Origin of the sequence: Bradyrhizobium sp. AZCC 1578 (assembly GCF_036924675.1) — a bacterium.
Lineage (GTDB): Bacteria > Pseudomonadota > Alphaproteobacteria > Rhizobiales > Xanthobacteraceae > Bradyrhizobium.
The window spans coordinates 3708997-3723455 of record NZ_JAZHRZ010000001.1; the positions used below are offsets into that span (position 1 = coordinate 3708997).

At 63.4% G+C, this 14459-nt stretch carries 12 protein-coding genes; 3 read left to right on the plus strand and 9 right to left on the minus strand.

What is annotated here, in order from left to right; all coding sequences use genetic code 11:
* Positions 1 to 37: 37 nt before the first annotated feature.
* The 4 genes from atpD to V1290_RS17645 all read right to left on the minus strand — a co-directional run bounded on the left by atpD (position 38) and on the right by V1290_RS17645 (position 4598).
* Positions 38 to 1480 (minus strand): F0F1 ATP synthase subunit beta, encoded by a 1443-nt coding sequence (gene atpD / locus V1290_RS17630; RefSeq protein WP_028348512.1) that lies wholly within the window; start codon positions 1478 to 1480, stop codon positions 38 to 40.
* Between the two features lie 54 nt (positions 1481 to 1534).
* Positions 1535 to 2413 (minus strand): F0F1 ATP synthase subunit gamma, encoded by an 879-nt coding sequence (locus V1290_RS17635; protein ID WP_334365583.1) that lies wholly within the window; start codon positions 2411 to 2413, stop codon positions 1535 to 1537.
* Positions 2414 to 2508: 95 nt separating this feature from the next.
* A complete protein-coding gene (atpA, locus tag V1290_RS17640; protein ID WP_334365584.1) occupies positions 2509 to 4038 on the minus strand; it encodes a F0F1 ATP synthase subunit alpha in 1530 nt (509 codons plus the stop codon).
* Positions 4038 to 4598 carry a F0F1 ATP synthase subunit delta gene (locus V1290_RS17645; protein WP_334365585.1) on the minus strand — a complete coding sequence of 187 codons (561 nt, stop codon included), beginning with the start codon at positions 4596 to 4598 and terminating at the stop codon, positions 4038 to 4040. The genes atpA and V1290_RS17645 overlap by 1 nt, the downstream gene beginning before the upstream one ends.
* A 642-nt stretch (positions 4599 to 5240) precedes the next feature.
* Between V1290_RS17645 and V1290_RS17650 the strand changes: the two genes are divergently transcribed.
* A complete protein-coding gene (locus V1290_RS17650; protein WP_334365586.1) occupies positions 5241 to 5729 on the plus strand; it encodes a septal ring lytic transglycosylase RlpA family protein in 489 nt (162 codons plus the stop codon).
* Positions 5730 to 6019: 290 nt separating this feature from the next.
* Here the strand turns inward: V1290_RS17650 and V1290_RS17655 are convergent, their stop codons facing one another.
* Positions 6020 to 8230 (minus strand): primosomal protein N', encoded by a 2211-nt coding sequence (locus V1290_RS17655; protein WP_334365587.1) that lies wholly within the window; start codon positions 8228 to 8230, stop codon positions 6020 to 6022.
* A gap of 147 nt (positions 8231 to 8377) precedes the next feature.
* Here V1290_RS17655 and V1290_RS17660 point away from each other — a divergent pair, with 147 nt between their 5' ends.
* Together V1290_RS17660 and V1290_RS17665 are read left to right on the plus strand one after the other, a co-directional pair.
* Entirely contained in the window at positions 8378 to 9349 is a 972-nt protein-coding gene (locus V1290_RS17660; RefSeq protein WP_334369074.1) for a tyrosine recombinase XerC, read from the plus strand.
* 120 nt (positions 9350 to 9469) lie between these two features.
* Positions 9470 to 10060: a DUF4337 domain-containing protein gene (locus V1290_RS17665; protein ID WP_334365588.1), complete on the plus strand. Its 591-nt coding sequence runs from the start codon at positions 9470 to 9472 to the stop codon at positions 10058 to 10060.
* A gap of 113 nt (positions 10061 to 10173) precedes the next feature.
* Here the strand turns inward: V1290_RS17665 and V1290_RS17670 are convergent, their stop codons facing one another.
* The 4 genes from V1290_RS17670 to odhB form a co-directional block, all read right to left on the minus strand.
* Positions 10174 to 10704 (minus strand): hypothetical protein, encoded by a 531-nt coding sequence (locus tag V1290_RS17670; protein ID WP_334365589.1) that lies wholly within the window; start codon positions 10702 to 10704, stop codon positions 10174 to 10176.
* Between the two features lie 124 nt (positions 10705 to 10828).
* Positions 10829 to 12229 (minus strand): dihydrolipoyl dehydrogenase, encoded by a 1401-nt coding sequence (lpdA, locus tag V1290_RS17675; RefSeq protein ID WP_334365590.1) that lies wholly within the window; start codon positions 12227 to 12229, stop codon positions 10829 to 10831.
* A 35-nt stretch (positions 12230 to 12264) separates the two neighbouring features.
* Positions 12265 to 13011, minus strand: coding sequence for an SDR family oxidoreductase (locus tag V1290_RS17680; protein ID WP_334365591.1), 747 nt, complete (start codon positions 13009 to 13011; stop codon positions 12265 to 12267).
* 79 nt (positions 13012 to 13090) lie between these two features.
* Positions 13091 to 14332: a 2-oxoglutarate dehydrogenase complex dihydrolipoyllysine-residue succinyltransferase gene (gene odhB, locus V1290_RS17685; RefSeq protein WP_334365592.1), complete on the minus strand. Its 1242-nt coding sequence runs from the start codon at positions 14330 to 14332 to the stop codon at positions 13091 to 13093.
* Positions 14333 to 14459 lie beyond the last annotated feature (127 nt).

The window sequence follows — 14459 nt, forward strand, 5'->3', positions numbered from 1 at the left end:
GACTGCCGGGTCAAGCCCGGCAATGACGGCATCAAACTTAGGCTGCCTCGGCAGCCAGCTTCTTGCCCTTCTCGACGGCTTCCTCGATGGTGCCGACCATGTAGAACGCCGCTTCCGGCAGATGGTCGTACTTGCCTTCGCAGAGGCCGCGGAAGCCCTTGATGGTGTCGGCGAGATCGACGAACTTGCCCGGCGAGCCGGTGAAGACTTCGGCGACGTGGAATGGCTGCGACAGAAAGCGCTCGATCTTGCGGGCACGGGCCACCGCGATCTTGTCCTCTTCCGACAGCTCGTCCATGCCGAGAATGGCGATGATGTCCTGCAGCGACTTGTACTTCTGCAGCACCTGCTGAACCATGCGCGCGGTCTGATAGTGCTCCTCTCCGACGACGAGCGGAGAGAGCATGCGCGAGGTGGAGTCGAGCGGGTCCACCGCCGGGTAGATGCCCTTTTCCGAAATCGCGCGGCTCAGCACCGTGGTCGCGTCCAGATGGGCGAACGAGGTGGCGGGCGCCGGGTCGGTCAAGTCGTCGGCCGGCACGTAGATCGCCTGCACTGAGGTGATCGACCCCTTGTGCGTGGTCGTGATGCGCTCCTGCAGCGCGCCCATGTCGGTGGCGAGCGTCGGCTGATAGCCCACCGCCGAGGGGATGCGGCCGAGCAGCGCCGACACTTCGGAGCCTGCCTGCGTGAAGCGGAAGATGTTGTCGACGAAGAACAGCACGTCCTGGCCCTGGTCGCGGAAGTGCTCAGCGACCGTCAGACCCGTAAGGCCGACGCGGGCGCGGGCGCCCGGCGGTTCGTTCATCTGGCCGAACACCAGCGCGCATTTTGACTTCACGCTCGGATCGGGATTGCGCGGGTCGGCGTTGACCTTGGACTCGATGAACTCGTGATAGAGGTCGTTGCCTTCGCGAGTGCGCTCGCCGACGCCGGCGAACACCGAGTAACCGCCATGGGCCTTGGCGACGTTGTTGATCAATTCCTGAATCAGCACGGTCTTGCCGACGCCGGCGCCGCCGAACAGGCCGATCTTGCCGCCCTTGGCGTAGGGGGCGAGCAGGTCGACGACCTTGATGCCGGTCACAAGAATTTCGGCTTCAGTGGACTGGTCAGTGTAGGTCGGCGCTTCCTGATGGATGGCGCGCTTGCCTTCGGACTTGATCGGACCGGCTTCGTCGATCGGTTCACCGATGACGTTCATGATGCGACCGAGTGTGCCATCACCGACCGGAATTGCGATGGGCTCGCCGGTGTCGGTCACTTCCTGACCGCGCACCAGACCTTCGGTAGCGTCCATCGCAATCGTGCGCACGGTGGACTCACCAAGGTGCTGCGCGACTTCCAGCACCAGACGGTTGCCCCCGTTCTTGGTCTCCAGCGAATTGAGAATGGCCGGCAGGTGACCTTCGAACTGCACGTCGACAACGGCGCCCATGACTTGGGTGACCCGACCGATCTGGTTAGCTGCTGTGGCCATGAATTGCTCTCCTTCGAAATTCTGTACTTGAACGACCGTCGGTTGGTTCGTGCGCTAGACCGCCTCGGCGCCGGAGATGATCTCGATCAACTCCTTGGTGATCTGGGCTTGACGGGTTCGGTTATAGACCAGGGTTTGCTTGCGGATCATTTCGCCGGCGTTGCGGGTGGCGTTATCCATCGCGCTCATCTGCGCGCCGTAGAAAGAGGCGTTGTTTTCCAGGAGCGCGCGGAAGATCTGTACCGCAAGATTGCGCGGCAACAGCCGGGCCAGAATCTCGTCTTCTTCCGGCTCATATTCGTAAGCGGTCGACGGACGGGCATTGGCGGCCGGCTCTTCGACCACCAACGGAATGACCTGCTGGGCGGTCGGGATCTGCGCGATGACGGACTTGAAGCGCGAATAGAACAGCGTGCAGACGTCAAACTCGCCGGCTTCGAACCGTGTCAGGATCTTCTTGGCGACATCCTCGGCGTTGACGAAGCCGAGCTGGCGAACCCCGCGCAGATCGACGTGCTCGACGATCTGCTTATCGAAGGTGCGGCGAAGCTGGTCGTAGCCTTTGCGGCCGACGCAGAAAATCTTGACGTCCTTGCCCTGGTTGATCAGGGAGAGCGCGCGCTCACGGACCAGACGCACGATCGCCGAATTGAACGCACCGCACAGGCCGCGTTCGCCGGTGCAGACGAGCAGCAGATGCACCTGGTCCCTGCCAGTGCCGGCCAACAGCGGCGGCGCGCCGGGCGAGGCGGCGGCAGCAGCGGCGATGTTGGAAATCACCGCATCCATCTTTTCGGCGTAGGGCCGGGCCGCTTCGGCGGCGCTCTGCGCGCGCCGCAGCTTCGACGCCGCGACCATCTGCATGGCCTTGGTGATCTTCTGCGTCGCCTTGGTCGAGGCGATGCGGACCCGCATGTCTTTAAGTGAAGCCATTCTCAGTTCACCCCGGCGATCAGACCTTGAGGATCCGACCGCAAGCCACTCTTTCGTCGGACCCGGCTAGCAGCCGGGCCTCAACGGCAAAATCGTCAAGAAAATGTCTTGGCGTAACCTTCGACCACGGTCTTCAGCTTGCCGGCGAGATCGTCAGAGAGATCCCGGCTGTCGCGGATGCCGTTGAGGATCTCGACGTTCTTGCCGCGCAGCAGCGACAACAGGCCGTCCTCGAAGGCGCGCACCTTGTTGAGCGGGAGCGGGTCGAGATAGCCGTTAGTGCCGGCCCAGATCACGCAGACCTGCTCTTCCATCTTCAGCGGCGAGAACTGCGGCTGCTTCAACAGTTCAGTCAGGCGCGAGCCGCGGTTGAGCAGGCGCTGGGTCGAAGCGTCGAGGTCGGAGCCGAACTGCGCGAAGGCCGCCATTTCGCGGTACTGCGCCAGCTCACCCTTGATCTTGCCGGCGACCTTCTTCATCGCCTTGGTCTGCGCCGAGGAGCCCACGCGCGACACCGACAGACCGACGTTCACCGCGGGACGGATGCCCTGGAAGAACAGGTCGGTTTCCAGAAAGATCTGACCGTCGGTAATCGAAATCACGTTGGTCGGGATGTAGGCCGACACGTCGTTGGCCTGGGTTTCGATGACCGGCAGCGCCGTCAGCGAGCCCGAGCCCTGGTCCTTGTTGAGCTTCGCCGCGCGCTCGAGCAGGCGGGAGTGCAGGTAGAACACGTCGCCCGGATAGGCTTCGCGGCCCGGCGGGCGGCGCAGCAGCAGCGACATCTGGCGGTAGGCGACGGCCTGCTTGGACAAGTCGTCATAGATGATGACCGCGTGCATGCCGTTGTCGCGGAAGTACTCGCCCATCGTGCAGCCGGTGAACGGTGCGATGTACTGCATCGGCGCCGGGTCGGACGCGGTGGCGGCGACAACGATCGAATATTCCAGCGCGCCCTGCTCTTCCAGCACCTTGACGAACTGGGCAACGGTCGAGCGCTTCTGGCCGATCGCGACGTAGACGCAATACAGCTTGATGTTCTCGTCCGGCTGCGCGTTGAGCGGCTTCTGGTTCAGGATGGTGTCGAGCGCGATTGCGGTCTTGCCGGTCTGACGGTCGCCGATGATCAGCTCGCGCTGGCCGCGGCCGACCGGGATCAGCGCATCGATCGCCTTGAGGCCGGTCGCCATCGGCTCGCTCACCGATTTGCGCGGAATGATGCCGGGTGCCTTGACGTCGACGCGCTTGCGTTCGGCAGCCTGGATCGGGCCCTTGCCGTCGATCGGGTTGCCGAGCGCGTCGACGACGCGGCCGAGCAGACCCTTGCCGACCGGCGTGTCGACGATGGCGCGGGTACGCTTGACGGTCTGGCCTTCCTTGATCTCGCGGTCGGCGCCGAAGATCACGATACCGACGTTGTCGGTTTCGAGGTTCAGCGCCATGCCGCGGGTGCCGTTCTCGAACTCGACCATTTCACCGGCCTGGACATTGTCCAGACCGTAGACGCGGGCGATACCGTCACCGACGGACAGCACCTGCCCGACTTCGGTAACCTCAGCCTCCTGGCCGAAATTCTTGATCTGGTCCTTGAGGATCGCGGAAATTTCCGCGGCGCGGATGTCCATCAGCCTGCCTCTTTCATCGCGTGCTTGATCGAATTGAGTTTGGTGCGAAGCGAGCTATCCACCATGCGGCTGCCGAGCTTGACCACAAGGCCGCCAATGATGGAGGGATCGACTTTCACGTTGAGCGCGACGTCCTTGCCCGTCACCGATTTCAGTGCGGTCTTCAGCGCGTCGAGATTCTTGTCACTGAGCTGTTCGGCGACGGTGACGTCGGCGGTCGCCTCGCCTTTGAACTTGGCCACCAGCGCGCGGAAGGCGCGGATCACATCGGCCACGGCGAACAGCCGGCGGTTGGCGGTCAACACTTTAAGGAATTTGGCGGTGATGCCGGTAATTCCCGCCTTATCGAGCAGGGCATTGAGCGCCTTGGCCTGCGCATCTGCCGAGAAGACCGGGCTGCGGACGAGGCGCTTGAGATCGGCGCTTTCGTTCAGCATGGCCTCGAATTTATCGAGATCGGCCCTTACCGCGTCGACGGATTTCTCCTCGCGCGCCAACTCGAACAAGGCCGTAGCATAACGGCCGGACACTCCCGAAACGGACGGATCTTCAGCAGCCACAGAGACGCTCTTTTCAGATGTCAAACTCGCAAGGGAAAAACCGTCGCCACGGGTAGCGGCGCCTAGCGATCCAAGCCCTTGGAATTCAAGCGGGACTTCGATTTTCGACCGGCACGAGAGGTGCCGGGATCGTTAAAATCGCGGCTTTGCTAACATAGCAAGCGCGCAGGTGCAACATGACGCCGCATGCGGGCGATGCCTTGTCGCACGTCAGTTTTCAGGCCCGGTCGAATGCAGCTTGAAGGGATCAGCGCGCCGGAATTTCGACTCCCGCGGTTGCAGGCGATCTGGAGTGTCCCCGACCAGCCAATTTGTTCCACCCATATTTGCATGGCCGCTATGACCGCTAGCGTTCGGAACGAATCGCGCGGCTCGCCTCCATTCGATCATTACTTGCGCAAATCTTTACTCGATGTGCGATGACTGTATTATTAAGTAATAATGAGTATTGATTTTGTTAAAAGTCTATTAATGCGCAAGATTACGGAATATCGCTCGACGGTAACAAGATATGTCAGCGCGATACATTCCCGATTTACTGCCCAATTCATGCCTCATTGCCTCATCAAACGGCCCCCTGAAGTTGGGACGGGGGTTCCATTTGTCACGTATGTGGCAAATACTATCTGAGGGACTAGTTTAATGTTGCATACCAATAATGTGGTGCCGGGAACTCTAACCCGGTCGCGTACGGCGCTCGCCTTGATCGCCGCAACTCTCCTGGTCGGTGGCGCCGTCACCGAAGCTTCTGCAAAATCCAGGCATCATCGTCATCACCACCATCACGCCAGCAAGGCCAAGGCCGCCGGCAACTGGCTGAACGCCAACGCCTCGATCGGCCAGAGCACCGGGCGCGGCTTCTCGGGAAAGGCCTCGTTTTACGGCAATGAATCCGGCAGCAAGACCGCCTCTGGACAGCGCTTCAATCAGAACGCCATGACCGCGGCCCACCGCTCGCTGCCATTCGGCACCAAGCTCCGCGTCACCCATCGCGGCCAGAGCGTAATCGTCACGATCAACGACCGTGGTCCCTTCATCAAGGGACGCGTGCTCGACCTGTCCACGGGTGCTGCCCGGGCCATCGGCCTGACCGGCGCCGGCGTCGGCCACGTCACCGCCGAGGTCATCTAAGGCGCGCGATCGCGCGCCGTTCATCAGATCGCGTAAGCGTTGCGTTGCGTAACTGCCTGCGGAACTTTCCGCGGCAACAAAGGCCTGCCGTCGCAAATGACGGCAGGCTTTTTGTTTACCCTTCCCTGGAGGGGGAGGTCGGCTCACATGAGCACAGCGAATGTGAGACGGAGTGGGGTGATCTCTCCACTCGGGCACTGATCGAAAGGATGGACCGTCATCCCACCCCGCCGCTTCGCGTCGACCCACGAGCGAGCTTTGCTCGTCTCGGACCCCTCCAGGGGAGGGTGTTACAAAAAGCTCTGCGGATCGACGTCGACTTCGAGTTTGAGATTGCCCTTGGTCTTCGGACCCGCGGCGAGCCACGCGCGCAAATATTCCGAGAGGTCGACATTGCGCAGCGACTTCACCAGTATCCGGAACCGATAGCGACCCTTGATCACCGCAAGCGGCGCTTCGGCAGGTCCCAGCACCTGGATGCGCTCGTCGATCGGCGCCACAGCGGCAAGGCGGCGCGCAAAGCCTTCCGCGGTCGGCCGGTCGCCTGCGGAAATGATCAGGCTGGCGAGCCGGCCGAACGGCGGATAGCCGGTGCGCTCGCGGGAGTCGATTTCGCTGGCGTAAAACGCCTCACGGTCGTTGGCGACCAAGGCCTTCATCACGGGATGTTCGGGCTGATGGGTCTGCAGGTACCCGACGCCGCGGCCCTGATCGCGCCCCGCACGCCCGATCACCTGATTGAGCAGTTGGAACGTGCGCTCAGCAGCGCGCGGATCACCATTGCCGAGGCCCAGATCCGCATCGACCACGCCGACCAGATTGAGCCGCGGGAAATTATGGCCCTTCGCGACCAGTTGCGTGCCGATGATGATGTCGACGCGACCTTCGGCGATTTCGTTCAGCTCGCTGCGCATGGTCTCGATCGAGGTGATGAGATCGCTCGACAGCACCATGGTGCGCGCTTCCGGAAACAGCGCAGCCGCCTCCTCCTGCAGGCGCTCGACACCGGGGCCGACCGCGACCAGCGATTCCTCAGCCTGGCAATGCGGGCAGATATTCGGGCGCGGCATCGAGAAGCCGCAATGGTGGCAGACCAGCCGCTGGCGAAACCGGTGATCCACCAGCCAGGCGTCGCAGATGGTGCAGGCAAAGCGATGGCCGCAGGCGCGGCATAACGTCAGCGGCGCGTAACCGCGGCGGTTCAGGAACAACAGCGCCTGTTCGCGTTTCTCGATCGCGAACCGAATCTGCTCGGCGAGCGGCGGCGAGATGAAGCGGCCGCGCGGCGGCGGCGCACGGCGCAAATCGATCGCCTCGATATGCGGCATGTGCTGGCCACCGAAACGCGACGGCAGCGCGACGCGCTGATAGCGCCCCTTGCGTGCATTGACTTCCGATTCGACCGACGGCGTCGCGGACGCCAGCACGATCGGGATTTTGGCGATATGCGCGCGCACCACTGCCATGTCGCGGGCATGGTAATGCGCGCCGTCATCCTGCTTGTAGGCCTGGTCGTGCTCCTCGTCGACAATGATGAGACCCAGATCCGCATAGGGCAGAAACAGCGCCGAGCGCGCGCCGACCACGACCGGCGCTTCACCCGCCGATATCGCCGCCCAATTGCGCTGCCGTGTGCGCGGCGTCAGTTCGGAGTGCCATTCCAGTGGACGCACGCCGAAACGCTGGGCGAAGCGGTCGAGGAATTGCCCGGTCAGCGCGATCTCCGGCATCAGGATCAGCGTCTGCTTGCCGCGCCGGACGACTTCCGCAATCGCCTCGAAATAGACTTCCGTCTTACCCGATCCGGTGACGCCGTCGAGCAGCGCGACGTGAAACGTGCCGTTGGCGGCAAGCGCGCGCATCATGTCGACTGCCGCGCGCTGCTGGTAGGAAAATTCCGGCTGCGCAAACGACGGATCGGGCGCCGGCGGCGCCAGCGGCGGCGGCATCGCCTCGACGGCAAGGGTTCCCTCATCGACAAGGCCGTCGACCACGCCTGAGCTGACGCCCGCCTCCCGCGCCGCATCCGACTTGCCGTGCAGCAGGCCGTCCGACAGCACCTCGATCAGCCGCCGTCGCGCCGGTGTCAGGCGCTGCGGCGGCTCGCCTACCAGCCGCACGCCGAGGCGCATCCGTTCGGGCCCGAGGTTTTCGCCCATCCGCAAGGCCATGCGCAGCACCATGCCGCGCGCGGACAGCGTGTAGTTGGCGACCCAATCGACGAGACTGCGCAATTCCTCCTTAAGCGGCGGCACGTCGAGCTTTTCGCCGACGTCCTTCAGGCGGTTGTGCAGGCGCGGATCGGGATTGGCGTTCTCCGCCCACACCACCGCCACCACCTCGCGCGGCCCGAGCGGCACGCAAACGACATCGCCTGCCCTCAGCTCCATGCCGCGCGGCACGCGGTAGGAATAGTTCTGATTGAGCGCGACCGGCACCAGCACGTCGACGACGCGGGTCGACGAGGCCGATGAGCTGGTTTGGCGGGTGGCGTGGTCCATCAGGGGGAATCGGGCTTGAGGTATCCGGAGCGAAGCTAGCGCCGCCCCGGCCGGTTAGCGAACGGTAAACGAAAGAGGTGCGATATAATGCGCTGAATCACCGTCTCCAAGACAAGCTCTCAAGGCTAGCTCTCGAAAGCAAGGATGATGGCCAGGGAAGTTCCGCCACTGCAAGCGATCGAGCTCGAATGCGCCGACGAAGGTCTCGCGCGGGAGATGACCCGCTGGCTGACGCATCTGCGCGCCGAACGGCGGCTATCGCCAAAGACGCTCGAAGCCTACGCCCGCGACCTCCGCCAATGCCTCACTTTCCTTGCCGAACACTGGGGTGAGAAGGTCACGCTGAAACGATTTGCAGCGCTGGAGGCCACCGACGTCAGGGCTTTCATGGCGATGCGCCGTGCCGACGACATCGCCGGGCGCTCGCTGATGCGGGCGCTGGCGGGGTTGCGGTCGTTCGGCCGCTACCTCGAACGGGAGGGCAAGGGCAAGGTCGGAGCTCTGTCCGCGATCCGCGCGCCGAAAATTGCAAAAAGCCTGCCGAAGCCGATCCAGATGGCCGCCGCCAGGCGCTTTGCCGATGCCGACGAGCGCGCCGGCGAGGAACGTGATCCCTGGATTCTCGCGCGCGACGCCGCGGTGATGGCGCTGCTCTATGGATCTGGCTTGCGTATCTCCGAAGCGCTGGGACTGAAACGCCAGGACGTGCCCAAACCGGGCGAAGGCGACGTCATTATCGTCACCGGCAAGGGCAACAAGACCCGCATGGTGCCGGTGCTCCAAAACGTGCTGGCGCTGATCGCCGATTACGTTGCGATGTGCCCGCATTCATTGCCGCCGGCCGGCCCGATCTTCGTCGGCGCGCGCGGCGGACCGCTTTCCCCACGGATCATCCAGCTCACCATGGAGCGACTGCGCGGCGCGCTGGGGCTACCCGACAGCGCCACCCCGCACGCGCTGCGGCATTCTTTCGCAACCCATCTGCTCAGCCGCGGCGGCGATCTGCGCGCGATCCAGGAACTGCTCGGCCACGCCTCGCTCTCGACCACCCAGATCTACACCGGGATCGACAGCGAGCGGCTCTTGGAAGTGTACAAGAGTGCGCATCCGCGCGGCTGAATCTCGGCGCTCGGCGTCGACATACTCCCGTCACATCGGTGGCTTCCTTAGCTGACCTCTTGCGCTCGCGTTGCGGTTCCGGCAATCGTGCGCGCGTCAACCGACAGGAGGGGAATATAAATGGGCGCACATGAAAGCATGGAGCATGCGGAGCATGCCGAGCACGCTTCGGGGTCGAACAAGAAGATCGCGTTGCTGATCGCGGTGATCGCCCTGTTTCTGGCGCTGTCGGAAACGCTGGGCAAGGGCGCACAGACCGAAGCCATCAGCAAGAATGTCGAGGCTTCGAATCTCTGGGCATTCTTCCAGGCCAAGAGCATCCGCCGCACCGTGGTGCAGGCCACCGCCGAACACGCCAAGCTCAGCCTCGGCACCGTCGGCGACGATGGCGCAAAGGCGGCACTGCAGAAGCAGATCGACGACTGGAACAAGACTGCGCAGCGCTATCGCTCGGAGCCGGACACCGGCGAAGGTTCGGAAGAGTTGGCAAAACGCGCCAAGCACGCCGAGCACGAGCGCGACGAGGCGACCGCAAAATATCACCACTACGAAATCGCTTCAGCCGCCTTCCAGATCGGCATCGTGCTGGCGTCCGCCACCATCATCACCGGCATGATCGTGCTGGCCTGGGTCTCCGGCATATTGGCGATCGCCGGCATCGGCATCACCGCGCTCGGCCTCTACGCCCCGCATCTTTTGCATTTGCATTGAGTGTCATGCCCCGCGAAGGCGGGGCATCCAGTACGCCGCGGCTTCTCGACTCAATCACCGGCGTCTCTGAAATACTGGGTCGCCCGGTCAAGCCGGGCGACGACAGCAAGAAGCTACCGCGCTTCGTGCACGCTCCTGCGGAAGCGCGCGATCGTGCGCAGCATGCGCGATGACCAGCCCTCGCCGTTGCCACGCAGGATTTCGCGGATGCGCTGCTTGATTGGATGGACCAGGGCGGCCGCCTTGGCGCGCATCGCCATGACGAATTCATAGGTCTTCTTGAACCACGCCATCTGCAGCAGCTTCGGCCGCGTCACGTCGAAGATGAACGCGGTGACGCCGACGCCGAGCAATTTGCCGAACACGATCACAACCGCCGCGCTGAACCAGTATTGGTGCGCCAGTAGCCAGAGCCCGGCCAGCTTGAGCGGAAACAGCGGGATGACAGGCACGGCAAACACGATCAGCGTCATCGCCGGCGACAGCGCATCGACCCGATCGGACAGCCATCGCTTGAAGGCGCGAAGCGGAATCAGCGCAACGATGCGCTCGACGATCGGCTCGAGATGATCCCACAGCCAGGCTTCGATCAGGAAGATGACCGCAAGCAGGACCCAGAACGGCTGAAGTAGGCGGCGCATCATCGATCGTGATCTTTAGAGAGGAATGACATTCTTGATTGGTCGCTCCGCTCTATCTCTACGTTCCAAGCATGGTCTTTTCGAGAATGGATAGCCGCTTCTTCAATCATGCTCTGCCGGACGTCGATCACATATGGATGGCGCGTTTGCCGACCGCAAGCGCGGCTTCCTTGATCGCTTCCGAGCGGGTCGGATGCGCGTGACACGTCCGCGCCAGATCCTCGGCAGAACCGCCAAACTCCATGAGAACAGCAGCTTCCTGAATCATTTCGCCGGCCTCGCGGCCGACAATGTGCACGCCGAGCACGCGATCGGTCTTCGCATCCGCGAGAACCTTCACAAAACCGTCAGTGGTCTGGTTGACCTTGGAGCGGCCGTTGGCGGTGAACGGGAATTTGCCTGAGGTGTAGGCAACGCCGGCCTGCTTCAGCTCTTCCTCGGTCTTGCCGACCGATGACACTTCCGGCGTCGTATACACGACGCCCGGGATGACATCGTAGTTCACGTGGCCCGCCTGCCCTGCAATGATCTCGGCGCAGGCAACGCCTTCATCCTCGGCCTTGTGCGCGAGCATCGGTCCCGCCACCACGTCGCCGATCGCATAGACGCCTTTCAGGCTGGTAGCGAAATGCGCGTCGATCTGCACGCGGCCGCGGTTGTCGAGCGCGATGCCGGCTTCCTTGCAGCCGAGCCCTTCGGTGTAGGGCACGCGGCCGATGCAGACCAGCACCACGTCGGTCTCAATCGTTTCCGCTGCGCCGCCCGCCGCCGGCTCCACCGTTGCCTTCAACGTCTTGCCGGAAGCGTCGACCGCCGTCACCTTGGCGCCGAGCTTGAATACAAAGCCTTGCTTTTCGAGGATGCGCTGGAATTGCTTGGCGACTTCCCCATCCATGCCGGGCAGGATGCGATCGAGGAATTCGACGACCATGACGTCAGCGCCAAGCCGTTTCCAGACCGAGCCGAGCTCCAGCCCGATCACGCCAGCACCAATGATGAGCAGCCTCTCCGGCACCTTCTCAAGCGACAGCGCGCCGGTCGACGACACCACGCGCTTCTCGTCGATCTCGATGCCCTTCAGCCGCGCGATGTCGGAGCCGGTGGCGATGACGATGTTCTTGGTCTCGACCGTCTGCGACTTGCCGTTAGCGCTGACCTCGACCTTGCCGGTACCGAGAATCTTGCCGGCGCCGTAGAGGACGTCGATCTTGTTCTTCTTCATCAGGAACTCGACACCCTTGACGTTGCCGTCGATGCCCTGCTGCTTGAAATTCATCATCGACGGCAGATCGAGCTTTGGCGCGGAAATGCTGACGCCCATCTTGGCAAAGGAATGCGCGGCCTCCTCGAACATTTCGGAAGCATGCAGCAGCGCCTTCGACGGCATGCAGCCGACATTGAGGCAGGTGCCGCCCAGCGTCGGATTCTTCTCGACGACAGCGACCTTCATGCCGAGTTGCGCCGCGCGCACCGCGCAGACATATCCGCCCGGACCGGTGCCGATGACGACGAGATCGTAGGAAGCCATGATGAAGTCCTGTAGCTGAGATAAGGTGTCAGGTATTACCGGCCGCCCGATACATCCAGGATGGCGCTGGTGACGTAGGAAGCCTCGTCCGAAATCAACCAGACGATGGCATTGGCGATTTCTTCGGCGGTGCCGACGCGCTTCATCGGCACCATATGTGCGAGCCGATGCGCGCGGTCGGGCTCGCCGCCGGAAGCATGAATATCCGTATCGATCAGTCCAGGCCGGATCGCGGCGACCCGAATGCCCTCTCCGGCAACCTCATAGCCAAGGCCGATGGTGAAGGAATCAACCGCGCCCTTGGACGCCGCATAATCCACATATGTATTGGGCGAGCCGAGTTTCGCCGCGACCGAGGAAAGATTGACGATGACGCCGCCCGCGCCGCCGTTGCGGGTCGACATCCGCCTCACGGCTTCGCGCGCGCATAAAATGCTGCCGGTGACGTTGACTGCCATCATGCGCTGGATGCGCTCGGCCGACATCTCCTCGACACGTATCGACGGGCCGACAATGCCGGCATTGTTGACGAGCGCCCCAAGCGTCCCGAAGTCGTCGGCGGCCTTGAACAGCGCGAGAATGTCCGCCTCGCTGCCAACGTCGCACTTCACGGCGATCGCCTTGCCATTCTTGCGTTCGATCAGCGAGACGACCTCATCGGCCGCCGCCTTGTTGCTGGCGTAGCCGACCACGACGCGAAAGCCGCGCGCGGCGGCGGCGATGGCGGCCGCACGGCCGATGCCGCGGCTGCCGCCGGTGATCACAACAAGCTTGTCCGTCACATCAGGCCCCACAAATCAACGTGCATGATCCACGGCTTGCGGCGCAGGCATGAGCGCCGACGCCGGCAAGCGTGTTGTGTCAGAGATCCAGCACCAGCCGCGCGGGATCCTCCAGGCTCTCCTTGACGCGCACCAGGAACGTCACCGCCTCCTTGCCGTCGATCACGCGGTGATCATAGGACAGCGCCAGATACATCATCGGGCGCACCTCGATCTTGCCGCCGATCACCATCGGCCGCTCCTGGATCTTGTGCATGCCCAAGATGCCGGATTGCGGGGCGTTGAGGATCGGCGTCGACATCAGCGAACCGTAGATGCCGCCATTGGTGATGGTGAAGGTGCCGCCCTGCATCTCGTCGATCTTGAGCTGGCCGTCGCGGGCGCGGCGGCCGAAATCGGCGATCGATTTTTCGATGTCGGAGATCGACCTGTGGTCGCAGTCGCGCACCACAGGCACGACCAAACCCTTGTCGGTGCCGACGGCGACGCCGATGTGGTAATAGTTCTTGTAGATCAAATCGGTGCCGTCGATCTCGGCATTGACGGCCGGGATGTCCTTCAGCGCCTGCACCACCGCCTTGGTGAAGAAGCCCATGAAGCCGAGCTTCGAGCCATGCTTCTTCTCGAACACGTCCTTGTACTGCGCGCGCATCGCCATGATGTGGCTCATGTCGACCTCGTTGAAGGTCGTGAGCATCGCGGCCGTGTTCTGCACGTCCTTCAGCCGCCGCGCGATGGTCTGGCGCAGCCGCGTCATCTTCACGCGCTCTTCGCGCGCGGCATCATCGGCCGGCGACGGCGCGCGGACCTGCACGGAAGCGGCCGGCTGATTGACCGGGGTCGGCGCCGACGCCGCCTTCTCGATCGCGGCCAACATGTCGCCCTTGGTGACGCGGCCGTCCTTGCCGGAGCCGGGTACAGTCGCCGCATCGATGCCGCTCTCGGCGGAAAGTTTGCGAACCGACGGCGCCAGCGGCGCATCTGCTGCCGCAGCCTTCGGAGCCGCAGCAGGTGCCGCGGCGGGCGCTGCAGCCGGAGCGGTGGTCTTGGCGGGTGCGGCCGCGGCCGGCTTGGCGGCGCCGGCGGCACCTTCATTGATCTGCCCGAGCAGCGCGCCGACGGCGACGGTCTCGCCGTCCTTGGCCGCGATCTCGCCGAGCACGCCGGCGGATGGCGCCGGCACTTCGATGGTGACCTTGTCGGTCTCGAGCTCGACCAGCGGCTCATCCACCGCCACCGCCTCGCCGGCCTTCTTGAACCAGCGGCCGATGGTGGCTTCCGTCACGGACTCGCCGAGCGTCGGAACACGAATTTCAGTCATGGTATTTTTCCTCTTTGCGTCATGGCCGGGCTCGTCCCAGCCATCCACGCCCTAAGACAATTTTGACAAGCAAGACGTGGATGCCCGGGACATTGGGGCGAAGACGGCACTGCGCGCCTTTGCCCCG